The sequence below is a fragment of the Amniculibacterium sp. G2-70 genome (assembly GCF_014353055.1).
GTDB lineage: Bacteria > Bacteroidota > Bacteroidia > Flavobacteriales > Weeksellaceae > Amniculibacterium > Amniculibacterium aquaticum.
This window is the reverse complement of the sequence record NZ_CP060698.1, coordinates 2,526,645-2,550,277: the sequence shown is the minus strand read 5'-3', so window position 1 is coordinate 2,550,277 and position 23,633 is coordinate 2,526,645. Positions and strand designations below refer to the sequence as shown.

Here is a 23,633-nt window from a genome sequence, read left to right as displayed (position 1 = left end):
TTTTTTAGCAACATTTCGAACTTGGTGAACAACAATCCGCTGGCTTTTCGGCATAAACCGTTATGCTTCTAATTACCGTATCGTTTGCTTTGTATTGCGTAATTTCTTCTTCATTTAGATAATCCTTCAAAATATCGTCAGGAACAATAATCGGTTTGTCTTTTTGAATAATCATATTTGCAAATCCAACTTTGCTTACAAAGCTCAAATATTCTTCTTTATCAATCGCACTTGCCACACATCCTGCATACATTTCAGCCGCATTTTTAATTTTTTCGGGTAGTTCTCCTGTTAAAACAATATCTGAAATACTGAAATGTCCGCCTGGTTTTAATACGCGGAACATTTCGGCAAAAACCGCTTGTTTATTCGGTACAAGGTTTAAGACACAATTGCTCACAATGACATCTGCCGTATTCGCGGCTACAGGCATATTTTCAATATCACCTTGTCTAAATTCAACATTATTAAAACCCAATTTTTCTGCATTTTGCCGAGCTTTATCAATCATCGCTTCTGTAAAATCAATTCCGATAACTTTTCCAGTTTCGCCTGTTTCTGCTCTGGCAACGAAACAATCATTACCCGCTCCGCTTCCTAAATCAATAACGGTATCGCCTTTTTTGATTTTGGCAAATTGTGTAGGCAAGCCACAACCCAAACCTAAATCTGCATCGGGATTATAACCATCCAGCTCGTTGTATTCTTCGCTCATGATGTTATATACTTCGGTGCTACAACTACCTGCACCACAGCAGGAAGAAGCGTTACTTCCTTTGTCTTGTAAAGCAATTTCACTGTATTTTTGCTTTACCATTTCTTTGATTTCTTGTTCTGTTTGCATTGTATTTATATTATTAATTAGTGATTGATTAACAGCAGTTTTGCTTGGTAACTGTTGTGATGATTTTTGAAAAATAATTTTTAAGGACTTCAAAAGTTTTTTCATCAATACAATAGCAAATCGCATTGCCTTCGATGTTCCCTTTGATTAATCCTGCATTTTTAAGCTCTTTCAGATGTTGCGAAACGGTTGGTTGAGCAAGTGGTAATTCATTTACGATGTCTCCGCAAATGCAAGCGTTTACTTTCAATAAATGCTCTATGATAGCCACTCTTGCAGGATGTCCTAATGCTTTTGCAATAGTTGCGATTTGATTTTGTTGGTCTGTAAAGTGGTCTGTTTTTGTTGCACCCATTTTTATACTTATTTAATATTGCAATATTACGATAAAGGTTTTAATTGTAAAATAATTTTCGTGTTTTTTTTTTAAATATATTGATGGAATAAAGTTTGTTCAGGCTGTTTTATGTCCGTCTGTTGATGTTAGCACGGTCGTTTGTAGGGTTGCAACTAATTTTGCAAATTTTACAAAAAACTGATTATCGCTCGGAAATAAAAATAATGAAAAAAATTGCACAATCAAAATATTAGTTCTACTTTTGTGAGTGAATACTAACTAACTTAATTATAATAGTATGGCAACATTTGAGAAAGAGATAATATTCAATCTGGAAAATTCAATTGAATACACAGATGGAGGTGTTATCAGCAAACAGATAACTAAAAGCAAAGGTGGAAATTTAACCTTGTTTTCTTTTGACAAAGAACAAGGTTTATCTGAGCATAAAACACCTTACGATGCCATTGTGCAGATTTTAGATGGCGAAGCAGAAATAACGATTGGAGGTAATTTACATAATTTGAAAAAAGGTGATTGTATCATTATGCCTGCAAACATTCCACACGCATTGAAAGCAGTTGAACGCTTTAAAATGTTGCTGACAATGATAAAACAAGAATAAATTAAATACTATTACTATGAACGGTAAAAATAACATCGCAATAGGATTTCTAACAATGGGCTTTTTTATGCTCTATGGATTCCTCTTAATTTATCTCCGTGATTTTGCACCGAACGCTAAAGAATGGGCAGAGTCATACAGCATAGGAAAACATTTTGAGACAAGACTTGCTCATGTACACGGCAACTTATTTGCATTTTTAAATATTTTGATTGGCTACTTATTAATTCAATTTAGAAATAAACTGAAACACATAAAAGCGATTTCAGGATTAGCTCTTGCCGGATTGCTTATGCCAATAGGAATATTATTAGAAGTGTATTTAGGATTGCCTCCTATTTTTGTATTGATAGGTGCAATGTCAATGACAGCATCTGTTATTTGGTTGGGTGTATCGTTTTTAAAAACTAATAAAATAGTTGATTTATGAAAAAGTATATCCCATATATATCTTCTCTTATTTTAGCTGGCTTTGGTTTACTAACGCTATTCCTTAGTTCTTCCGTAATTTTTGATTGGTTTGGAATACGAGCCAAAGAGGGCAATTATGTTTTGTTTATCGTTTGGGCAAATTTTATCAGCAGTTTGCTTTATCTTATTTCAACTTACGGTTTTCTAAAAATAAAAAATTGGGCTTTTAAACCCTTATTGGTAGCAATGGTCATTTTGGTAGTCGCATTGATAGGCTTGTTTATTCATATTTATTCTGGTGGTATCTACGAAACAAAAACTGTTTTCGCAATGCTATTCAGAATTAGTGTTACCATAGCTTTTGTGGCTATTGCCTATTTTTCAATCAATAAAAAGAAATAAAAAAATTTACTCAATTATGTTAGTGAATACTCGCAAACTTATACTTAGCTTGATAATTTTATCAGGTTGGAATATAGCCCAAGCTCAAGAGGTTTGGACATTAAAACAGTGTATTGATACAGCACAAGTCCATAATAAGACTTTGCAAATCAATCGTAACAACATATCCATCAGTGAACAACGAAAAAAAGAGGCACAAGCTAACCTCATTCCAAAAGTTACTGCCAATGCCGATTACAAGTATTTTATGGAATTACCTACACAACTAATGCCGATGAATGCACTCAACCCGCAAGTACCCGAAGGACAATTCAGAGATATTCAGTTTGGTGTTCCGCACAACATCAACGCCAATGTGCAGTTGGTTATGCCTTTGTATAATCCACAGGTTTACGGAGCGATACAAAGTACACAAATTGCCAAAGAACTTACAGAATTGCAATTTCAAAAGTCGGAAGAACAGGTTTTGTTTGACATTACTACGCTGTATTACAATGCTCAAATCATCGTGCATCAATTGGCTTTTTTGGATAGCAATATTGCGAATACCGAAAAGTTACTCAAGAATATGCAACTCTTGAAAGACCAACTTTTGGCAAAAGGTAGCGATGTGAGCAAAGTAAAACTACAAGCCGAGCAACTCAACACACAAAGACAAAATGTAAATAACAAACTTATTCAGGTTTTGAATGCACTAAAATTGAATATGGGAATTTCATTGGAGCAAAATATTTCTGTTGTTTCTGAAATTCAACAAGAAGTATCTTTAGAAAGTAATACAAGAAATGTGTTGGATTTAAAAATTATCCAAAAACAAAATCAACTGCTTCATAGTGATTTAAAAACATTGAACCAGTCAAGATTTTTGCCATCATTAAACTTAATCGCTTCTTACGGAACAACTGGTTTTGGTTATGATAAAAAGCCTAACGATTTTTTGAAATTCTACCCTATTGGTTTTGCAGGTGTACAACTAAGCTATCCACTTTTTAATGGAACAGTTACACAGCGAAAAATCAATCAAAAGAAATTGGAGATTACCAACAACGAGTTGCAATCAAAATTGATTATGGAAAAAAACGATATGGAAGTTGAAAATGCTATCCGACAAAAAACGATTGCACAGTCCACCATCACGAATACCGAAAGTCAAATTGCTTTAGCCAAAACGATTTATGAGCAAACTGTTTTACAACAAAAACAAGGTACAGCGAGCCTTACAGATGTATTGTTAGCAGACAATGCACTCCGTGAAACACAACAAAATTACCTGAATGCAGTCATTGATTTTCTGAAAGCTGATTTGGAACTTAAAAAACTGACTGGGTCAATTAATAATTAAAAATTACGAATTAAAAATAGAGAAAATGAAAAAGATAATTTGGATAATAGCCGGAGTTGCCATTGTTGGATTGGTGATTTTTAAATTGGCAAGCAACAAAAAAACAACTGAAAACAGAGTATATCAATACGATAAAGAAAAACCTATTTCGGTAAGTGTTGATACAATCCGACTACAAAATATTGTAGATGCAGGCAACTATACAGGCACTTTTGAGCCGAATAAGGAAACAAAAATAAGTGCAGATATACAGGGAAAAATCAATGCTGTTCTGGTAGATGTGGGAAGCTATGTCTCCAAAGGACAAACGCTCATTCAGTTGGATAATTCATTGTTGAAACTACAATTGCAAACGGTTGAAGTCCAAATTGAGGGCTTGGAAGATGATGTAAAACGATATACGATTTTAACCGAAGCCGATGCCGTTCAAGGTGTACAGCTGGAAAAAGCAAGATTAGGGTTGAAATCGGCAAAAATTCAGAGAGCAACTTTGTTAGAGCAAATCAACAAAACCTCTGTTAAAGCACCTTTTAACGGTATTGTAACTGCCAAACTTAATGAAGAAGGCGGTTTTGCAGCACCGGGAGTTCCGTTGTTGCAAATAACAGACATAAGCACTTTACGCTTTACAGTCAATGTTCCCGAAAATGATTTGGTAAAATTCCAAAGCAATCAATCCTACAAAATTAATGCTGATGTTTTCCCTGATATTTCTCTTTCAGGTAAAATATCAATGATAGGAAGCAAAGCCAATATGGGAAATAGCTTTCCAATTCAATTTCAAGTTGCAAATACCAAAAACCTAAGTATCAAATCGGGAATGTTTGGCAAAGTTAGTCTTTCTGAAACCAAACAAGAACAAGGTATTCTTATTCCAACATCTTCCATTATTGAACAAAATGGAATTGCAAAAGTATATGTCATAAAAAACGGAAAAGCCGTATTGAAAACGATTACAACTTCTAAAACTATTGGAAATAAAACGCTTGTTTCAAGTGGTTTAAAGGAGGATGACATCATCGTTACGAATGGATTTATCAATCTTTTTGATAATGCCAATATCACTACTAAATAAAATCAGCGAGCTATGAATATCACAGAAATATCTATAAAACGCCCATCGCTGATTATTGTGCTTTTCAGCGTGTTTGCCTTGTTGGGAATTATCGGCTACAAGAATTTGAGCTATGAATTGATGCCCGATTTTAATCAGCCTGTTGTAGTAATAAGAACAGTTTATCCAGGAGCAGAACCCAATGAAGTGGAAACTTCCGTTTCCCGAAAAATTGAAGATGCACTTTCTAATTTGGAGGGTGTAGATTATTTAGTAACAAAATCTTTACCCAATGCATCTATCATCATCGCCAATCTAAAATATGGTACGGATTTGGACAAAACAATGCAGGATGCACAACGCTACATAGACAATATACGAAAGGATTTACCGAAAGACATTTTAAGTCCGGTGATGAGTAAAGTGTCTCCTAATGATTTACCGATTATGTCGGTGAGTGCCACCAGCAATTTAAAACCGACAGACTTTTATCAAAAAATGAAAGATGATTATCTGCCACAAATCCAGCAACTAAAAGGAGTTGCAGAAATAACCATTTTAGGAGGTGAAGAGCGAGAAATTCAAATTAAAGTAGATAAGGAAAAATTAAAATTATATAAACTTTCATTGTATCAGGTGGTGGAGGCGGTGAATCGTTCGGGGATAGATTTACCTGCTGGAAAACTACAAACAGAAACTGAAAATAATTCAGTGAGATTGGTAGGCAAATTCAATACTATCAATGACATTCAGAATGTTCAGGTCGCAATGCCTTTTCCAAACAGTCCTGTGTATGTTAAAGATGTTGCTGAGGTTGTAGATGGCATTAAAGAAATTACCTCGTACAGTAGATACAATAGTAAGAATGGCATAGGTTTAATGATAAAGAAACAAGGTGATGCCAATGCCGTTGATGTTTCCAAACTAATCAGAGAAAAATTTCAAACTATAGAAAAACAAAATGCCAATGCAGCTATAAAATTTGTGGTTACGGATGACAGTACCGATAACACCATTGCAGCCGTTAATTCGGTGGTATTTGACTTGATTTTAGCCGTAATTTTAGTGTCGTTGGTAATGTTGCTGTTCCTGCGAAGTTTCAGAAACGCACTGATAGTGTTGGTTGCCATTCCTACTTCCTTAATTACCGCTTTTGCCGTGATGTGGCTGTTGGGCTATACGCTTAACCTGATGACATTGCTTGCAATGTCTTTAATCATCGGTATTTTGGTGGACGATGCTACCGTAGTTTTAGAAAATATCCAACGCCATTTGGATATGGGCAAAGAAAAAAGAACAGCAGCAATGGATGGGCGAATGGAAATTGGTTTTTCTGCACTGTCTATTACCTTGGTTGATGTGGTTGTGTTTCTGCCGATTTTATTTTTACAAGTTTTTGTTGCCGATATGCTCAAACAGTTTTCGGTAGTAGTTATCACTTCTACGCTTACAAGTTTATTGGTAGGTTTTACTTTAACACCTTGGCTAGCTTCACGCATCGGGAAAAAAGAAGATTTGCAACCGACTAATTTCTTCAATCGTTTTTTACTTTGGTTTGAACATCAGTTAGACAAATTTATTAGTTGGTATGGCAAAACGCTAAATTGGGTTTTAAATCATAAACTAATATTTACTGCATTTGTACTGCTTCTTTTTGTGGGAACAGCAGTAATGATGAAGCAGGGAATTATTGGGAAAGAACTCATCTCAACAGGCGACCAAGGGAAATTCCGTTTGGCGTTGGAATTTGACAAAAGCACTTCTATTCAGCAAAATAATTTGGTTTCCGAAAAAATAGAAAACTATATTTTGAAGCAACCCGAAGTTTCAACTGTTTTCAGTAATGTGGGTGGACCAAGTACAGGCATTGGAAGTTTGGGAGTGGGTTCTGCAAATAAATCGGAATTTACTGTTCAATTACGAATTAAAAATGACGAATTACGAAACGCTGGAATTAAAAAGATTCCGACAGAACAGTTTATGCGGAAGTTAAGAGATGATTTACAAAAAGAGTATTCAGGTATTAACTTTTCAATGATAGCGTTGGGTTTAATTCCTCGTTCTGCACCAATAGAAATTACCTTGAGCGGAAGCGACCTAAACCAAGTAATGCAGACAGGCAATGATTTAAAATCAGTCATTGAAAAAATTCCCGGAGCAGATAATGTTCGCTTATCGGTTGAGGCTGGAAGCCCGGAGTTTAAAGTCATTCCCGACAAAGATAAAATGCAACGCTTAGGATTAAACACCGCTTATGTAGGAATGAATTTGCGTACCGCTTTTTCAGGAAATGATGACGCTTCGTTAACCGAAAAAGGAACGGAATATCCTGTACGAATTTGGCTGGATAAATTCAGTAGGAAAAATGAAGATGATGTAAAACAATTGAACATTGTTAATCCAATGGGTGTACCTATTGAAATAGCACAGTTTGCAACTATTGAAAGAGATAATTCGCCTTCGCTTTTAGAACGAAAAGATCGACAACCTGCTGTTACATTAACTTCTGATGCACTTGGCAGACCTTCGGGAACTGTGGCTGACGATGTCGTGGCATATCTCAAGAACAATCCTTTGCCTGATGGAATTTCAATGACTTGGGGAAGCGATATTAAACGGCAAAACGACAGTTTCGGGGCTTTGGGTTCGGTATTGCTGATTTCGTTCTTACTGATTTATTTGATTATGGTAGCCTTGTACGACAGTTACATTTATCCTTTTGTTGCCTTATTTGCCATACCTGTTGCCGCTATCGGAGCATTTTTATCCTTGAATTTATCGTTAAGCAATTTGAGCTTATTTGCTTTGCTCGGCTTGATTATGTTAATGGGATTGGTAACAAAAAATTCTATCTTGATTGTGGACTTTACCAACCAATTGAAAGCGGAGGGAAAACATTACAAAGAGGCATTGATTACCGCAGGAAAAGAACGTATGCGACCAATCTTAATGACCACCTTATCAATGGCAATAGGAATGTTGCCAATAGCATTAGCCAGCGGAACAGCAGCTGAATGGAAAAACGGATTGGCGTGGGTAATTATCGGTGGTTTAATTTCTTCATTGGCTTTGACGGTGTATTTAGTGCCAATGGTATATTATGTAGTGGATAAATTGAAAGAAAAATTTAGTAATAAAAAATCAATTTAAAATGAAACAAATACATATCCTGTTTTCAGCATTTTCATTCTTATTTCTTTCTTCCTTTTCAAGTATAAAAGAAGAATACAGCTTAACTATTGAAGTAGAAAACTTACGAAACTCAAAAGGTGTTTTACAAGTAGCATTATATAACAAAGAAGGCTCAATTCCCGATGAAATTTTCAAAAAATATTACCGATTAGAGAAAGCAAAAATAGTAAACGGCAAATCAGAAATTACTTTTGAAAACCTGCCAAAAGGAAAATATGCTGTAAACATTTTACACGATGAAAATAACAACAGCAAGATTGACAAAGGTTTAATTTTACCCAAAGAAGGAATTGGCTTTTCAAACTATTCATCTATAGGATTAACCAATCGTCCAAATTTTAAAAAAGCAAGTTTTGATTTGTTTCAAGACAAAGAAATTAAAGTGAAAGTGATTTATATGTGAGCCAAGCACGGATGAAAGCACATTTGCAAGCTGCACAAGTCCAAGCTCAGACCAAAGCTTGCAAAAGAGCTTTCACCTTTCCCACGCTGACAAAATTGAATAAAAAAAATTTCCTTCCCTTCTGAAAATAAAAAATACGCAACCACACAAGCCGACACGACAAAGGCGGAAAAGAGTAGTATTGACAATGGTTTGCAGGGGCATCGGACAAGAACCACTGGCTGTAACATCGGTTTTGCAAGAGAACGGGTGAAGTGCTTCGTATCAACAATTTTGCTAAATTTGAACTTTGGTGCTTCGATTGAGTGTTAGTGCAAGTAATCCGTTCCCTCGCAAAGCCGAAAACCGTTAGGCGTCATTTTAGCGAAGAAGAAGAGAATTTAAGAGAAAATAAAGGAGATTTTGAACAACATAATGCTCTACAAAAAATAAAAAAAATAAAATGAAAATTGCAATAATCGGTTTTGGAAATATGGGACAAACTTATGCCAGTAGTTTTGTCAGTTCTGGTTTTATTAAATCGGATGATATTTTTGTGTTGACACGAGACTTATCTAAAGTTTCAAACAGGTACACTATTCCTGATGCGAATTTTTTTACAGAATGCAGTGCGTCATTTTTGTCAGTTGATATTGTAATAGTTGCAGTAAAACCTCAGGATTTCAATAAGTTGTGTTTGCAAATTAAAGATTTTATTACCGAAAATCAATTGATTTTATCAGTAATGGCTGGAGTTTCAATTGAAAACATTTCGAAAAAATTACAAGTTAAAAAAATAATTCGTTCAATGCCAAATATTCCAACGCAAATAGGACAAGGTATGACCGTTTTTACAGCTTCTCAAGAAGTAGATAGAAAAGATTTATTTATTATTCAAAATCTAATAAATACCACGGGAAAATCATTATTCCTTGAAAATGAAGAAATGATTAACTCGTCAACTGCCATTTCAGGAAGTGGACCAGCTTACGTTTATTATTTTATGAATGCGATAATAGACTCGGCTATAAATTTAGGATTTACAGAATCGGAAGCGGAGTTTATAGTGCAACAAACGTTTCTAGGCTCTACACAATTACAAAACAGAAGTAATTTATCAAATTTAGAGTGGATTGAAAAAGTAGCTTCAAAAGGAGGAACAACTGAAGCCGCTTTGAGTATATTTCATTCATATGATTTAAAATCAAAAATTAATGAAGGGATTATTCAGGCTAATGCAAGAGCAAAAGAACTTGGTAAATTAATTGATAAATAAAAACGAACGCCTAACAGCGGTTTTAAGAAATTGGGGTTTTAGTCATTAATTTAAACTTTGTTTTGTCCTTTTTAGGTTCGTGATTAACTAAAAGTTCGGGTTTACCAAATCCCCAACTTCTTAAATCCGCAAACCGTTGCCTGCAAGCTTAGGACAAAAACCGCAAAAACAAAATTTGTATCTTTGCAACATAAAAGGAAGATAAATAATGGCTAAAAAGAACCAATCAACAAGGTTGACAACCCAACATAAAAAGTCCCAAGGTGTAGTAGGTATCTTTGGGGAAAATGCAAAATTACACGACTTGACTGTCGGTGAAATATCAAATCTTGTAATTACTCAACTGCAAGAAGAATATCCGCAATTGATGTTTCAATATAAAACGAGCATAAGAAAGGAAGAAATAAACGAAGCCTTAAAGAAAATTGACCCCGAATTGGGACAAACTCTTTTTGTTCCAAATTCAAGCATCAAACCAGATGGTGGCATAATTGAAGTAAAAGACGATAGCGGTGAATGGAGAATTGTTTTAGTTTCAGAAGCCAAACATCAAGGCAAAGACATTGAAAACATTAAGAAAGGACTACAAGTTGGCACAGCAGAAAATCAGGACTTAATGGCTGCTGGGAATGCAATTGAAAGGTCGCATAAAAACATATCAGAAATCGCTAACTATATGCTTTCTGAATCTCATTTTCCTTATGTCCTATTCTTAGAAGGTTCAAACTTTTTGACAGAAACAATTTCAATTAAACGACCTGACGGAAGAATTGTAACACTTGAATATAACTCAGGTATGTTGAACAGGTTAGATAGATTAACTGCGGCAAATTATGGAATGCCGATTAACACTAATCTTTGTGTAAATAAATTTGTGAAGCACAAAGACAAAACAATAATGCTTCAAGCCACATCTATTTACACGCAAGGAAATGGTGAAAAGTGGAACAACAAAGAAATGTTTGAAATAATGCTTGAAATTTCAAAAACATCTCTGAAAATTTTAGGAAGTGATTTGTTCAATCAAATTACAAAAAAGTAAAAATATATGGCAAGGAACGCAACAAATAAATTACTGCAACAAGCTAAAAAATCAAAAAGCGATGAGTTCTATACTCAACTTTCTGATATTGAAAGTGAATTGCAACACTATAAAAATCATTTCAAGGATAAGGTAGTTTATTGTAATTGTGACGATGCCAGTATTAGCAATTTCTTTAAATATTTTGCTGACAATTTCAAAGAATTAGGACTAAAAAAACTAATTGCTTCTTGTTACCAAGAGCAAAAGATTGATTTATTTAATACAGAAGAAACTGAAAACGGCTTTTTCTTTGAATACACAGGTCAAGAAGGCGAAACGTCCTCACCAAATTCAAACGATATTATTTATTTTAAAGGTGATGGCGATTTTCGTAGTCCTGAAAGTATTGAATTATTAAAGCAATCAGACATTGTAGTTACAAACCCTCCTTTTTCGTTATTCAGAGAATATGTAGCCCAATTAGTAAAGTATGACAAGAAATTTTTGATTATTGGCAATATTAACGCAATTACATACAAAGAGATTTTTAAACTTATCAAAGAGAATAGGGCTTGGTTAGGAATAAATCTTGGAAGGGGTGTTTCAGGCTTCATTGTTCCTGAACACTATGAACTTTATGGCACAGAAGCAAGAATAGATAGTTTAGGAAATAGAATTGTATCGCCAAACAATTGCTTGTGGCTGACAAACTTGGACAACTTCAAGAGACACGAAGACATTGAACTAACAAGAAAATACTTTGGACACGAAGAAGAATTTCCAAAATACGACAATTATGACGGCATAAATGTTGACAGAACAGAAGACATTCCGTTTGATTACGATGGACATATAGGAGTTCCAATTACATTTCTACATAAATTTAATCCTGACCAATTTGAACTAATTAAATTCAGGAAAGGAAGCGATGACAAAGACTTATCAATAGGTGGAAAATGCCCTTATTTTAGAATATTAATCAAAAATAGACGAGTAAAAAGTATATCACAAGACGACAGAAAGAAAGCCAGCAGGCAACAAGGTATTGCCAAAAGCGGGGCTGAAGTGCTTCTATGAAACATTTGTGCAAGGTTCAACATTCGGAATTCTAATGAACTTTTGTGCTAAAAATCCCCGCCTTCGGCAATACCCAATCGTTACAGGCAAGCGTAGAAAAACCGAACTATAATCGGCGAAACCAAAAGTAAAAAAATAATCGGTATGAACTCCAACTTTCGGTCGGAGAAAATCACAAATTTTAAAGCACATTTAAAGACTCCTTAAATGTGCTTTTTTTATATGTTTCAGACGTTTAAATTGAACTTTGCAGACTCACCTCTTAGAAGTGATTTTGTTGCATCCACATTGTTTTCATATATATGAACATTCCCTATGAACAAAGTAATAGATTTCAAAGGTAAATTTACCTTTCTACTTATAAGATATAGGTGGTATATATCCGCTGGAAGTCCTAAGCTAGCATCTGAGCTACGCTGATAGGCACTAATAACCAACTTTCCGTTATCAATCTGAAATTGAATAAGAGACAAACATGGCTGTTGATTGCTTTCTGTGTCATTTTTGCCAAGAAATAAAACATAGTTTTTAGAATTGCGTTTCTCTTTATTAATCTTTTTTATCAAGTCCGGAAGCTGTTCAAAGTAGGTAGGATAAGAATTAACTAAAATAGGACCGCAGTAATCCCACCAAGTTATCCCTGCTTCTCTGTACTTTTCTGTAGAGCGTTCTCCAGACTGAAATAGTTCCAGTTCTGTTTTTAGCTTATTCCGGGCAATTCCGTGACCCTCGAATATTTGCAGTAAATCAGCGGGTTTTAGTTGTAATTTCTCATTCAAAAGATAGGTAATGTTACCTTTCTTGTTGTTTTGAACTTTCCCTTTTTCAAGGACTTTCTTTAAAATTTCGTGATATTTATTCATTATTCTTATATATCATTATATCCTCATATCTCGCATTATAGGTCAATTGAGAACCTATTGTTTTAATATTTGCATCAGCAAAAGGATTCCTACAATATCCATTATTCTCCATCCAGTCGCATAACTCAATAATTTGACTCTTGTTTGATGTAAAGTAGAAATACGAAGTATCTTCGATAGTCTTCAGTACATTCAAATAGTCTGACAATTTCCAATAATCCTCACGGCTGTAGGTTGTTGTATCTGTTGATAAATAAGGAGGATCAACCAAGAATACCACATTTGAAAGATTTTTACATTCATCAAAAAGCAACTTGTAATCTTTTCGTACAACTTCAACACCTTGCAAATAGCCATCAGCGTTGTAGTTCGACATTCTGGCTTTGTTGTAGAATTTTTCCTTCTTTAGCTCTTCTAAAGAACTCGCATAATTCATAGAGAACAAAAGGTTAGAACTCAGCGTAACCCAATCGACAAAACCCTTTTCTTGCTCTATTCTTTCAATAATTTTTGCATGATATTCATCAGTCAATCGCTCTTTTCTGTTTCCGGAATTGGCGGTGATTTGTCGGATATCCGTCAATAAAACATTGGTTTTATCAATGTTTTCTAATCTATGGCTATAGCCATCAAAATCGTTATAAACCACAGTTGCTTCGGGATAATGTTGTTTTACAGTGTGACTTAGAAAACCCGAACCGCCGAAAAGGTCAACATAAGTTGCTGAGGGCGAGAAGTCTTTTAAAGCTTCTTTAAAGGGTTTTAGAAATCTTCTTTTTTGTCCTTGGAAAGGCAAGGGAGCCTGTACATAATTGTACTTCATAATTTTAAATTTTACTATTGTTTTACTACATTTGCACTTCCTACAGTATTGAACAACAAAGCCACCCGAAAGAAGACTTTTCGTCCTCCATCGGGTGGCTTTGTTGCTATTAAAATACTGTAGGAAGTTTTTAATTTGGAGGACGATTTTTTTATTCCTTGCCTCTCTTGGAATATTTTTTTCTTTTTAAATCATTACAAATTCATCCACATAACTACCGTACCAATGTCCTGAACCTGTTAACACTCCTTCAGCATTAGCAGTATCAACCACAAAGGTTAATTCCATTTGTGCTTTGGCTGGAGAACTCCCACCGCTTGCATTGTATAATTTTTGCGAAGTTGTAATATTAGGGTCTGTTACCATTACCCATGCAGCTGAAGACGCATTAATAAGCACAACCTTTTGTCCATTATTTGCGGTTAATGGCAAGTGAATTTCTGTATTAGTATCCGAACCATCCGTTACCACTATTGTAGTTACTTCCCCTTTAGGTTCTATAACATGGACCGCTCCATCTGCCCTGAAAGAGTACTTCCTTGACCACAACAAATCCCTTTTGTGTGTGTTATTTCCGCCTGAAGTATTCAAGTAATCATCTCCATAACCTACGATTTCAAAGCCTTTAGCTTTAATTTGACCTGAGTCTTTAAATTCGATTTGGTTTGCCCAGTTCCAGTCCTCACCATCATTACTTTTCGACATAGCCCAAAATAATGATCCATTCCAATTCGACTTATGCAACAACCAAGATTTTACCCCTGCTTGTTTGATAATAAATGGAATCGAATGCCTCAACACCTTCTGTCCTGACCACTCTTCATCCATATTTTTTTTTGAGTAATCCGTTTTGTTTTCGACTCCGCCATCAGCTCTTAGTAGCTGGTCTCCGTTGCCACCAACTACCTTATAACCCTTACTGCTGTGGTAATAAGCATATTTCACATCGCTCATTATATATTGGCTTTGGTTACGGTGACAGCAATGGTGTTAGGTGGAGTACTGTCAAACTCAACATCTATCTTGGTGCTATCGGTTATCTTAATTCTTCCATCGATTTTGTATTTTGTGACCGTATCAACCATAGCAACATGAACTGCTGTTGTGCCTAGGTTATGCGTAATGGTAGCCGTACCCGACACTGTAGTTTCGTAGGATCTAGTTTCATTAGTCCCTGCTGTTACCCTACCTTTTGCATCTACCGTTACCTTATCATAAGTTCCTGCTGTTGCTCCACTATTACTCAAAGTAAGTACACCACTGACATTAGTCGAGCCATCGAATGTCACAGACCAAGTACCATCACCTGTTGCTCCGATTGTTCGTGCTGTGGTCAATTTAGCGGCTGAACCCGTGGTGCTAATAGATGCTGTGCCTGTTAGTAATGTTGCCGGCACTGCCGTAATCGGAATGCTGACATTACCACTTCCATCAATTGTTTGTGCCGTTGCTGTTACACCCGACAAAGTAATGGTTCGTGCTGTTGTCCACTTCGTAGCCGATAAAACATTCTTAGCTGAATCCGCCGTGTTATCCACATTACCCAATCCAACATCAGCCTTTACCAAGGTTACTACACCTGTCTTTCCGGCAACAGAATCTACTGCACCCGAAGTGATATAAACGAATGTAGAACCCGACCAACGATATGTTTTATTTGTATCTAAGGCAACATAGATTTTTCCTGCCACTTTTTCGTTCGCTGGTAAAGCGTTAAGGGCTGTTAATGATGCCGCTTCGATAATATCATCAACATAAGACGGTAGTTGCGATGTCGGGATAAGTCCTGCACCATCCAATGTTGCTACGCCTCCTGCAACGCCTTTTTGTGAGGTTTGAATGTAGTTGGCTAAATCCCCCGTTGTTGGTACAGAACCCAGCGTTACGGTTAATCCATTAGCAGTTTGTGTTACGCCCGTGACAACATTACCACTACCACTCGTTGTAATAGGCAAGCTAAATGTAGTACCCGATAATGTCAATCCGTTACCTGCCGTATAGGTTGTGTCGGTAGCTGAGAATGTTATGTTAGTTCCGGTTTGCGAGATTCCTACATTAGAACCTGCCAATAAATTAACATCGCCACTTGTAAGTGTTCCTGCCGCACCTCCCTTAATTCGTGTTACAGTATCAGGTGTGGTAAAGGTCGCATTAGCCGATAAGTCTTTTGCAACTCCGTTGATTGTAACAGTCCTTGTTTTGGGAACATAATCCGATGGAGTAAAATTCCCATCGTGCCAGAAGCTGGCAACTGTTTTCGTCCCTCCTCCTGCAAGGATGATGTCGTTGTCGGTTTTCCCAACGATCTTATACCCAACGCTGGAGTGGTAGTAAGCATATTTAATATCTGCCATGTTATAGTTTTTTAATTGTTATTTTTACAAAATTCAAAGGTTCCGAGTCAAATTCAACATCCACGACATTAGCATCAGATGCATTTACTTTGTGTCTCAGCGGCACAGAATAACCCGTGACAGCATCATAACCAACAACCAATAGATCTCTCGAATTAAGATTGTGAGTCAGTGTGCTATTGACCCTAATCTGTGCCGTGTACTTCGTTGTTCCAATAGCGGATAAAGATTGTTCAATCTGTTCTATTTTATCCCAGATAATTAAATTCAGTTGGGACTGTAAGGTTGCTCCTGTCCCTTCATAAGTTCCTGTTAGTTCAACCTTATTGTCGTGGGTGTTACCAATAGAGATCTGTTGCAACTGTTCTATTTCTGTTTGATGGGTTTTAATGAGATTAACCAACTCTTGCAATTCATCAAGATTCACATCGTCACTCGCCAAAATTTCAAACAAATCATCCAGTCTGGCGTGTAGCGACTCGAATTTTAGATCGGTTTGGGTTTTGAGATAGACATTGCCGTCTGCCTCTCCATCTACTGTTGCTATGTTGGCAATGCCTAGCGTAGTCCTCCACAGTTCAACATCAATGTTGGAACCGTCTGCCTTGGCTAGACCATCAATAAGTGTTGCCATGGCAAATTGATAATTATTGAATTGCTCTTCCGATAAGGTCTGTTGTAGAATTTCGGTTAAGCCTTCAACTTGCGAAATAGATACCGCATCGCCCTTCATCATAAAGGACAAAAAAGTTTCTCTAAACTGGGCTTCCGTCGGAAAATCTCCCGTCTGAAACCACGATAATATGGTGTTAATGTCTGCCATTTAATTTGAATTTTGAATTTTTGATTTTGAATTTTTGGTTTTCACAAAGCGTTTTATAACTTCATAACCTCATAACCTCATAACCTCATAACCTCATAACCTCGTAACAACTAATCAAAATCCGGCTCTATATACATTGCAATGCGGCTCGGCTGGATGTTGTTATGCGCTTGATTGTTACCAAATTCAACCTTAATACCTCGGTGGACCATGCCTACAGAATTGCCACTCATCTGTGCCGTTACCGCCGACACATCGGTAGCTATGCCTGTCGAGGTCTGCGTGTTGAGATTGGTGGTGTTGAATGTTCCGGTAAGCTTTGGAAGTTCAGAATTTGTCAATTGGTGTTTTTTTGTGCCAATCGTACCGCCAATCACGGAGAAATCCGAATCGTTGGGATCTTGCCCGACAATTACTTTCCCTCTGAAATCCGTGCATTCTTTCCAACCTGCCGGGATGTCATTTACCGGTTTTCGCCAAGGAAAAACCACGCCACCGTTGATGATGGGGGCGGTTTTTTGCTCCAAAATTTTTACCCTTTTCACCAACGCATCAAAATCTTGTTGACTCACCGTCTCATCCAGTTTTATTTTCATGGCTTTAATCGTGTCCAAACGGACAAAATCCGCCCAAGGATAGAGGTTGGGAGCAACGCTCAACCCAAACTTCACTACTTTTTTCGTGATGAGGATTTTATCGTTTTGGTCTTGGAAAGTTTTAAAAATCTGTTGTTCATCGACAAAGACATGTGTACTTGCAATGCCACCTTCGAACATCAAAGCTTCACCGTTAATGGCGACCACTCCAGGAGCCACGCTGTTACCGGTAACCTCGCAACCGCTGATGATGGTGCAATGACCAGCCAATGCGCCAAAACAGTCATACATCTGTATGGCCGACATGATGTCCGCCATCAAGTCGTTGGTCAGTGGCACTCCGCCAGTTTGAAGGAAGTTTATGTTTAGTTTCATTTTTAGATTATTTCAATTTTGTAGTTTTTTGATTGCAGCATATAATATTCGATTTCGCCTTTTAGTCTGTATTCGTTGATCCCTGTATTGGGAATTTCTACGATAAAATCGAACTCGCTGTAGAGTTCCGATTCTGTCCGAAGATAGATGGGATTAGCCGTGTGCAACCATTTTGTTTTGGTGTGTTGGGTGTCGTCCTCAGATTCTGTGTAGAGATAAGTTCCGTTGTAGATAACAGCCGGCACGATCTTTATTCTCCGCTCAAGTGGATCAAATTCGTCGTTCAAGCGTTTTTGGATGGAGAATTTTTGACAGGTGGTTTTTACCTGTATCAGATTCTTTTTGCGGACCCTCAAAAAAATGATGTACAAACTTTCCAAAGGTGCTACCAATACCGCCACGAAGTTCATTAACAACGATTTTCGGAGAAAAGTAGGCAACCATAGAATAGCCAATTTTTTAAAATTAATATTGAAAACTTCGTCTGTCATAATGAATAACTTATTCCGTTGTAATTTTCTATTTTAAACCGTCCACTTTCTGGTATTACCGACATCTCAATTGGTTGAAAGAGTCCATAACCAATCCCCGGATTAACCCAAGCGGTTTCTACTTTTTGGGTTAAAAGATCATCAACGCCTTCAGCTTCCAAGATTTTCGCTTCCAATTTTTGTACACTCAACTCTCCGTTGAACGGCAGATTTTTCAAAAATTCTGCAATGGCATCTTGCACGGGAAAGTTGGCGTTTACAATGTGCATTCCTGTTGCAGTGAGAACCTTTGGGTCGTATTTTATTTTCATGAAAATTTGCAAGAGGTCGGGCAAATAATTCACAAAAGCCACATGATCCCCAGCAGGAGCAATCTCTTGTATATAGCTTCCAAAGGCGGTCATTACATCATCTTCAAATATTTCGTCCATATTTTCAGGCGCAATTTTCAAAATGATGCGGACTTTGCCATCGGCAATCACACGATTACAGGCGGCGTATTTTATTATTTTAGAATTTTCAATTTGTGTGGGCGTAGCTTCTACCCACGCTCCACTTTGATAAAATTCCGATTTAAACTGGTCGCTTTCCGCCATCAAATCAAAACCATGTTGAAATCTCAAAGTCTCTTTTTGGTATCTTCTAAGATTGAAAACCTTCTGGTCGGCAATAAGTTCTTTTATTTCCGCAAGGTGCAGTTCTGCCGCCAACTGGAAGTTGTAAATCGCAAAGGCAACCACCTGCAAAATGTTGCGCCAAATCGAAGTTTTCGAGTCACTAGTCAAGCCTTGCAATTCGGGATTACTCTCCTTAGTTGCAAGGATCTCGGAAATAATATCTTGTAGTGTTTTTTTCATTTTTTTAGCTTACTTTAAAGTCTGTTCCAATACGCATCCAACCAATTCCTCTACCTTTTGGTAATACAACAGTTCTTGTGATGGCCGTTGCCGGTTGCAGATCCTTCGTTGTGTAATAATGCAGGACATCATTATCTTTTTTTACACCATTTGGGTTTTTGAGAATCGTTCCTGCAGTCAGCGTACTACTCACCGCCAAACCATTCGCCACCGCAATCGCAAAAGCATTTTCCACGCTTCCGGTGTGTTGTATGGCGATATCCAAAAGGGACTGGTTATGAAGGACTATGATTTCCATCAGTAATATCTTTAATTTCGTTCTTGGCGGATTTTACAACACTAACCACTTTCTTTAATTTTGCTGAAATACTAAATCCCGCCCGAGGAAGATTCTCCCAAAAAATGGAGTAAAACTCGATGGCACAACTAATAGCCATAGCAACTAAAGTTATAGTGCCCTTATGATCCATAAATGAGAATTCAAAAGATTTAATTTTGAAAACGATTTCAATACACCAAGTCAACAAGATGAACAAGAAATAGGTCACCATTTTTACAATGGACATTCTGCTTTTCTCACTCGTAAATCCTTTATTTCGAAAACGCTCTGGCGTGTTTTCTTTCTTCCATTCCACCCAACTAGCCATCACTCCGGTGATGTAATCAACAGCGAATAATCCTAATAGTAAAAAAATCATTAATTGATAGTTGCTTGTAGTTAATGACAAACCGATACCCGGCATCCAAATCGCAGGTTTTTGTACAGATTCCAAAATATTAAAGAAGTATTTCGTGTAAATTTTTAACTCTTTCATTAGATATTAATTTTCAATTGTTCAAAACCTCCAGTTAAATCAATTATCGGGTCTTGGTAGCCATCAGAAGTTAATTGTATCTTTAAATCACGCTTAAATTCACTTTCAATCATTTCATCCCTTTTCAGGTAATTAATGACCCCAAAGCCAACCAGAGGATTAGATTTGTATTCTCCTTTGAAAGCTTCAACGATGTGTTTAACATGTTGTTGGTCGCTTTGCCCTATGACAAAGTCACCATCAACAATTAAAATTTCATTTTGTTCGTTTAAAAGAATATCTTTTCTCATCACTCTATATTCCCTTTAGTTGTGGTTTGTCCGGTTTGATTGGTTGCAGTTCCGGCAGTGGTTACCGTTTGCCCTGGTTGCACTTTTGCTGATTTTATAAAATCTTCAATAAGTTGAGCCATCTGTTCAGCGAAATGCTGAAAAGAATCACCTTCTTTTGTTAACATTTCTTTTTGCAAAGCGACAAGCCCGTTTACAAAAATTGGTTTTCCATCGGCTAAACTCATTGGTACAGATTTTCGTTATCGTTTTTAATTTGTGTGAATTTTGCCTTTGTGGTGTCGGCAAATTTACCTGGTCCATTTGGCGTTAAAATAATTGCCGAATCTAATGCTGTTAATAAATCTTTAGTAATCTTCTTCTGGTCTGCAACTTCATTTTTTATTTGAAACTTACCTCCACTCATTTCGAATTTTGCACCGTCGATTTCAATTAAAACTTTGTCAATTTCTGTATATTGAACAATCGCCGTTTCTTCTTTAGCACCAGCAACTATCAAACAAAGCACCTCGCTCCCAATTTTTGGGAAAATGATGATTTTGTTTGAAAAATCCCCTTCAATGGCATTCAGGCGAACATCTTCCAAAGCAGGCAGGTTTTCCCTTTCTACTTTACAGGTGTTTCCTGTGATTTCTACCACTTTTCCTATTGAAGAGGATTTATTTTTACTTATTTTGCTTACAGCCTCAAAAAAGCTTTCCACGGTATTCTTATTAAAATGTACATTAAAACAACTGTGCTTAGAATCTTTCCGAGATTGAGCCATAATTTCTGCCACCAACCGAGTTGTTTTTCAATGATTTCCGGAGGCGGTGTTACGGTTTTTTCTCTTAATTTATCTTCTAAGATCTGCTTTTCTCTGAGTGTTACTTTTAATTGGTTTGCCAAATATTGGCAGGAAATTTTCAGTTTCCCGACATCGGTTAAAAGCACTGTTGGAGGTTGCAAGTTTTTTCCTGCAGTAATTTTGGAAGATTCGATTTTATTACCAAAATTTGAATTCTGCAATAAGAACGGCTTCCCATTTCTACACTCCAAAAAAGCTTCATAAAAAGAGCTGTCCGCTTGCACTTTTACAATGGTATCACGAAGGACTTCTTTTACCGTTTTGGTGATGGTAACTACCTCCTTTTCTTTGGGGAGTTCTCTGGGCTTACAAGACCAAAGCAACGCTGTGATTAACAGCAATAAAAATCCGCTTAGATTTTTCATAGTTTATTTTATTTTAAATGTGATATTGTTTTTTCTTTTAATCCCATCACTAGCATTGATGTTGGTAATAACTTCATTGATGAAATAAATACCGTCCCGATGTTTGTCCGGGTAATTTGGATCTGTTAGGTTCGCTGAATCGCCCGCTATGGTTCTTGGGTAACACCAACTTTCAAAACCACCACCATAACCGTCATATCTCAATTTTTTAATAAAGTCCTCAGCATATTGCTTGAGTTGTTCTTTATTGAGATTTAGCGGACAATGAAGCGTTCTTTCACTTTCTCCTTTGTCCCCAAATTCGTAGGTGATTTCCTTGGAACTTCCTTTTTGCATAGAGATCGCTTTTACCCAAACTTTGCGATCTTCCTTGGTTGCATATTTCAAATCACCACCTTTCCGAACATTTCGGTTTAAGTTAAATTCATGTTGCTCCTGGTTCTCGAAATCATGGCTTAAACCTGCGTACAGAACCTTTCCACGAAAGAAAAATTTAAAAGGATATTTGCTTTTAATTTCCTGCAATGCCATGAAAGGCGTTACATTCTCAAATGCAATCTTTCCGAGTTGGGTTTCGAAAGTTTTAATTTCGTAACCTGGCGCAATTTCCTGTAAGAACTTTTTTAATGAAACATTCGAAAATGTTTTATTAATAGTCTTCATTTTCTTCAGCTGATACATCTCATCCTCGCATTCCAGTTCAATTGGTATTTCAGCACCTATTCGGGTAATGTAACCCTCGAATTCTGTACCCAATTTGCCATCGTAACCGGCTTCAATTTTAATTTTGTCGCCAACTTTAATAAAATCTAAAAGTCGTTTTCTTTCAATTGAAATACTGCTACTGCTTTCTTGCAACTGCTTAAATTCCCTTGGAAGCGTAACCTTTGCGATGTCGCTTATTTTCTCGGTTGAGTTTTCGATGTGAATGGTTTCTGCAACATTGAAAACATACTTTTCGGCAATCGTAATTTTTAGATCAATATTGAAGTACGGGATCATTGATTAGGCTTTAAAAGTGACCAATTAACCTCTTTTATGCTGGAAGCAGTAAAACTGAATTGAACCGTATCTGAATAACCTTCTAATGGTGTAATTGAAACATCTTTAAAATAAATAGTATCAATATCTTTTTCTTCAAAAAGTTGGCCCACAACTTCTATCACATTATTGTGCTTAAAAAGCCGGTGAAGCTTTTTAACCTGCTCAGTTGGATACTGCCTGTTTTCTACATCAATCAAAATCCCTTTCATTGAAATCTCCCACGGCTGCGTTCCCCATCTCTCTACAATTACATTGTCATCACCATTGGTTTGAGTCACCACAAGATCCTTAGCTCTGCTAAAATCCATCATCAAAGGAGGTGCGAAAATGTTTTCCACATACAACAATGGCATAATTGCAGGATTCCCAATCGCCCTTATTTTAGTAGAACTCGTAAGCATTTCGCCAAAATTCAAATCAATACCTTCATACCTCAATTTGATAGCTTCAAAACTTTGATCTGAATCTTCAAAATAATCAACTTTATATTTATTATCTTCTTTTGTTAAAACCGCGGCCGACATCATTTCGGATGCTTTTACAATTCCAAAAGCAGCTGCGTATCTACCTGCGAGATCAATAATAATTGAAGTTTCGTTATCCATTGTTTTGTTTTAATCCTAAAAATCCATTTTCGGCGAGCCAGCTTATCTGTGCCCATTTCATCGCCCAAACATCGTCATCCAACTGCTCCGGGAAGGGAATATGAAGAAAGTAACTTATCATCGCATCAGCCTTTAGATAGAGGTCACTTTCTTTATTATCCGAAAGTCCAGTGCAGCGTTCTAAACTTTCCCAAACTTTCCCTGTCTTACTGGGATCAGCTCAGCAATCAGAGAGAATGCAGAATAAAACAATGCATCGTCTGCCAAAACTTCTTCTTTAGAAGTTTTCAGTGTGTTTTTTACTAAAATCTCCTGTGCTTTCTTTGGATCGGTTGTGATAAACTTTTGAAACTGTCCAACAACATTTCTATCCGGGACAACGGCTAAAACTTCGATAAAGTTTTCATTTTCGTCATCCGTTGGCAAATGCAGTGAGCGAAGTTTATCACCGTGCAAATCTTTTAGTTTTTTCTTTTGTTCAGCTGATACTTCAGTGATATTTGAATTTTCGTTTTTCAT

30 protein-coding genes are annotated in these 23,633 nt (G+C 36.6%); 10 read left to right on the top strand and 20 right to left on the bottom strand.

What is annotated here, in order from left to right; all coding sequences use genetic code 11:
- Positions 1 to 4: 4 nt before the first annotated feature.
- Positions 5 to 949, bottom strand: a complete 945-nt coding sequence (locus H9Q20_RS11885; RefSeq protein WP_241154778.1) for an arsenite methyltransferase — start codon at positions 947 to 949, stop codon at positions 5 to 7.
- Positions 873 to 1,199 carry an ArsR/SmtB family transcription factor gene (locus tag H9Q20_RS11880; protein ID WP_124642796.1) on the bottom strand — a complete coding sequence of 109 codons (327 nt, stop codon included), beginning with the start codon at positions 1,197 to 1,199 and terminating at the stop codon, positions 873 to 875. The genes H9Q20_RS11885 and H9Q20_RS11880 overlap by 77 nt, the downstream gene beginning before the upstream one ends.
- Positions 1,200 to 1,479: 280 nt before the next feature.
- On the opposite strand from H9Q20_RS11880, the gene H9Q20_RS11875 reads away from it, so the two are divergent.
- The 10 genes from H9Q20_RS11875 to H9Q20_RS11830 all read left to right on the top strand — a co-directional run bounded on the left by H9Q20_RS11875 (position 1,480) and on the right by H9Q20_RS11830 (position 11,966).
- Positions 1,480 to 1,806, top strand: coding sequence for a cupin domain-containing protein (locus tag H9Q20_RS11875; protein ID WP_124642794.1), 327 nt, complete (start codon positions 1,480 to 1,482; stop codon positions 1,804 to 1,806).
- 16 nt (positions 1,807 to 1,822) lie between these two features.
- Entirely contained in the window at positions 1,823 to 2,236 is a 414-nt protein-coding gene (locus H9Q20_RS11870; RefSeq protein WP_187477871.1) for a hypothetical protein, read from the top strand.
- Positions 2,233 to 2,619: a hypothetical protein gene (locus H9Q20_RS11865; RefSeq protein WP_187477870.1), complete on the top strand. Its 387-nt coding sequence runs from the start codon at positions 2,233 to 2,235 to the stop codon at positions 2,617 to 2,619. The genes H9Q20_RS11870 and H9Q20_RS11865 overlap by 4 nt, the downstream gene beginning before the upstream one ends.
- Positions 2,620 to 2,635: 16 nt before the next feature.
- The gene (locus H9Q20_RS11860) at positions 2,636 to 3,961 is read left to right on the top strand and encodes a TolC family protein (protein WP_187477869.1); all 1,326 of its coding nucleotides are present in this window, start codon (positions 2,636 to 2,638) and stop codon (positions 3,959 to 3,961) included.
- Between the two features lie 25 nt (positions 3,962 to 3,986).
- Positions 3,987 to 5,036 carry an efflux RND transporter periplasmic adaptor subunit gene (locus H9Q20_RS11855; RefSeq protein WP_187477868.1) on the top strand — a complete coding sequence of 350 codons (1,050 nt, stop codon included), beginning with the start codon at positions 3,987 to 3,989 and terminating at the stop codon, positions 5,034 to 5,036.
- Positions 5,037 to 5,048: 12 nt separating this feature from the next.
- Positions 5,049 to 8,165 carry an efflux RND transporter permease subunit gene (locus H9Q20_RS11850; RefSeq protein ID WP_187477867.1) on the top strand — a complete coding sequence of 1,039 codons (3,117 nt, stop codon included), beginning with the start codon at positions 5,049 to 5,051 and terminating at the stop codon, positions 8,163 to 8,165.
- A gap of 1 nt (position 8,166) precedes the next feature.
- The gene (locus tag H9Q20_RS11845; RefSeq protein ID WP_187477866.1) at positions 8,167 to 8,610 is read left to right on the top strand and encodes a DUF2141 domain-containing protein; all 444 of its coding nucleotides are present in this window, start codon (positions 8,167 to 8,169) and stop codon (positions 8,608 to 8,610) included.
- A gap of 442 nt (positions 8,611 to 9,052) precedes the next feature.
- Positions 9,053 to 9,865: a pyrroline-5-carboxylate reductase gene (gene proC / locus H9Q20_RS11840; protein ID WP_187477865.1), complete on the top strand. Its 813-nt coding sequence runs from the start codon at positions 9,053 to 9,055 to the stop codon at positions 9,863 to 9,865.
- 208 nt (positions 9,866 to 10,073) lie between these two features.
- Positions 10,074 to 10,907 (top strand): EcoRI family type II restriction endonuclease, encoded by an 834-nt coding sequence (locus H9Q20_RS11835; protein WP_187477864.1) that lies wholly within the window; start codon positions 10,074 to 10,076, stop codon positions 10,905 to 10,907.
- A 6-nt stretch (positions 10,908 to 10,913) separates the two neighbouring features.
- Complete coding sequence (locus tag H9Q20_RS11830; RefSeq protein ID WP_187477863.1) at positions 10,914 to 11,966, top strand: adenine-specific methyltransferase EcoRI family protein; 1,053 nt, start codon at positions 10,914 to 10,916, stop codon at positions 11,964 to 11,966.
- A 227-nt stretch (positions 11,967 to 12,193) separates the two neighbouring features.
- Here H9Q20_RS11830 and H9Q20_RS11825 read toward each other — a convergent pair whose 3' ends face one another.
- The 18 genes from H9Q20_RS11825 to H9Q20_RS11745 all read right to left on the bottom strand — a co-directional run bounded on the left by H9Q20_RS11825 (position 12,194) and on the right by H9Q20_RS11745 (position 23,633).
- Positions 12,194 to 12,829, bottom strand: coding sequence for a thymidylate synthase (locus H9Q20_RS11825; RefSeq protein WP_187477862.1), 636 nt, complete (start codon positions 12,827 to 12,829; stop codon positions 12,194 to 12,196).
- Positions 12,822 to 13,652 (bottom strand): DNA adenine methylase, encoded by an 831-nt coding sequence (locus H9Q20_RS11820; protein WP_187477861.1) that lies wholly within the window; start codon positions 13,650 to 13,652, stop codon positions 12,822 to 12,824. Before H9Q20_RS11820 ends, H9Q20_RS11825 begins: the two co-directional genes overlap by 8 nt.
- Before the next feature lie 186 nt (positions 13,653 to 13,838).
- Positions 13,839 to 14,606 carry a hypothetical protein gene (locus H9Q20_RS11815; protein WP_187477860.1) on the bottom strand — a complete coding sequence of 256 codons (768 nt, stop codon included), beginning with the start codon at positions 14,604 to 14,606 and terminating at the stop codon, positions 13,839 to 13,841.
- Entirely contained in the window at positions 14,606 to 16,006 is a 1,401-nt protein-coding gene (locus H9Q20_RS11810) for a hypothetical protein (protein ID WP_187477859.1), read from the bottom strand. The genes H9Q20_RS11815 and H9Q20_RS11810 overlap by 1 nt, the downstream gene beginning before the upstream one ends.
- Before the next feature lies 1 nt (position 16,007).
- A complete protein-coding gene (locus H9Q20_RS11805) occupies positions 16,008 to 16,829 on the bottom strand; it encodes a hypothetical protein (protein ID WP_187477858.1) in 822 nt (273 codons plus the stop codon).
- Positions 16,830 to 16,939: 110 nt separating this feature from the next.
- Positions 16,940 to 17,800 (bottom strand): phage baseplate protein, encoded by an 861-nt coding sequence (locus H9Q20_RS11800; RefSeq protein ID WP_187477857.1) that lies wholly within the window; start codon positions 17,798 to 17,800, stop codon positions 16,940 to 16,942.
- Between the two features lie 2 nt (positions 17,801 to 17,802).
- Positions 17,803 to 18,291, bottom strand: coding sequence for a hypothetical protein (locus tag H9Q20_RS11795; protein ID WP_187477856.1), 489 nt, complete (start codon positions 18,289 to 18,291; stop codon positions 17,803 to 17,805).
- A complete protein-coding gene (locus H9Q20_RS11790; RefSeq protein WP_187477855.1) occupies positions 18,288 to 19,148 on the bottom strand; it encodes a nucleotidyltransferase in 861 nt (286 codons plus the stop codon). Before H9Q20_RS11790 ends, H9Q20_RS11795 begins: the two co-directional genes overlap by 4 nt.
- 4 nt (positions 19,149 to 19,152) lie before the next feature.
- Complete coding sequence (locus tag H9Q20_RS11785) at positions 19,153 to 19,446, bottom strand: hypothetical protein (protein ID WP_187477854.1); 294 nt, start codon at positions 19,444 to 19,446, stop codon at positions 19,153 to 19,155.
- Positions 19,424 to 19,963: a phage holin family protein gene (locus tag H9Q20_RS11780; RefSeq protein ID WP_187477853.1), complete on the bottom strand. Its 540-nt coding sequence runs from the start codon at positions 19,961 to 19,963 to the stop codon at positions 19,424 to 19,426. Before H9Q20_RS11780 ends, H9Q20_RS11785 begins: the two co-directional genes overlap by 23 nt.
- Entirely contained in the window at positions 19,963 to 20,253 is a 291-nt protein-coding gene (locus tag H9Q20_RS11775) for an oxidase (protein ID WP_187477852.1), read from the bottom strand. Before H9Q20_RS11775 ends, H9Q20_RS11780 begins: the two co-directional genes overlap by 1 nt.
- Complete coding sequence (locus H9Q20_RS11770) at positions 20,253 to 20,480, bottom strand: hypothetical protein (RefSeq protein ID WP_187477851.1); 228 nt, start codon at positions 20,478 to 20,480, stop codon at positions 20,253 to 20,255. The genes H9Q20_RS11775 and H9Q20_RS11770 overlap by 1 nt, the downstream gene beginning before the upstream one ends.
- The gene (locus tag H9Q20_RS11765; protein WP_187477850.1) at positions 20,477 to 20,956 is read right to left on the bottom strand and encodes a hypothetical protein; all 480 of its coding nucleotides are present in this window, start codon (positions 20,954 to 20,956) and stop codon (positions 20,477 to 20,479) included. The genes H9Q20_RS11770 and H9Q20_RS11765 overlap by 4 nt, the downstream gene beginning before the upstream one ends.
- Positions 20,932 to 21,465, bottom strand: a complete 534-nt coding sequence (locus H9Q20_RS11760) for a hypothetical protein (protein WP_187477849.1) — start codon at positions 21,463 to 21,465, stop codon at positions 20,932 to 20,934. Before H9Q20_RS11760 ends, H9Q20_RS11765 begins: the two co-directional genes overlap by 25 nt.
- Before the next feature lie 3 nt (positions 21,466 to 21,468).
- Positions 21,469 to 22,467, bottom strand: coding sequence for a hypothetical protein (locus H9Q20_RS11755; RefSeq protein WP_187477848.1), 999 nt, complete (start codon positions 22,465 to 22,467; stop codon positions 21,469 to 21,471).
- Entirely contained in the window at positions 22,464 to 23,114 is a 651-nt protein-coding gene (locus tag H9Q20_RS11750) for a DUF6046 domain-containing protein (protein ID WP_187477847.1), read from the bottom strand. Before H9Q20_RS11750 ends, H9Q20_RS11755 begins: the two co-directional genes overlap by 4 nt.
- Positions 23,107 to 23,235 (bottom strand): hypothetical protein, encoded by a 129-nt coding sequence (locus tag H9Q20_RS13285; RefSeq protein WP_262385536.1) that lies wholly within the window; start codon positions 23,233 to 23,235, stop codon positions 23,107 to 23,109. The genes H9Q20_RS11750 and H9Q20_RS13285 overlap by 8 nt, the downstream gene beginning before the upstream one ends.
- A gap of 59 nt (positions 23,236 to 23,294) precedes the next feature.
- Positions 23,295 to 23,633, bottom strand: a complete 339-nt coding sequence (locus tag H9Q20_RS11745) for a hypothetical protein (RefSeq protein ID WP_187477846.1) — start codon at positions 23,631 to 23,633, stop codon at positions 23,295 to 23,297.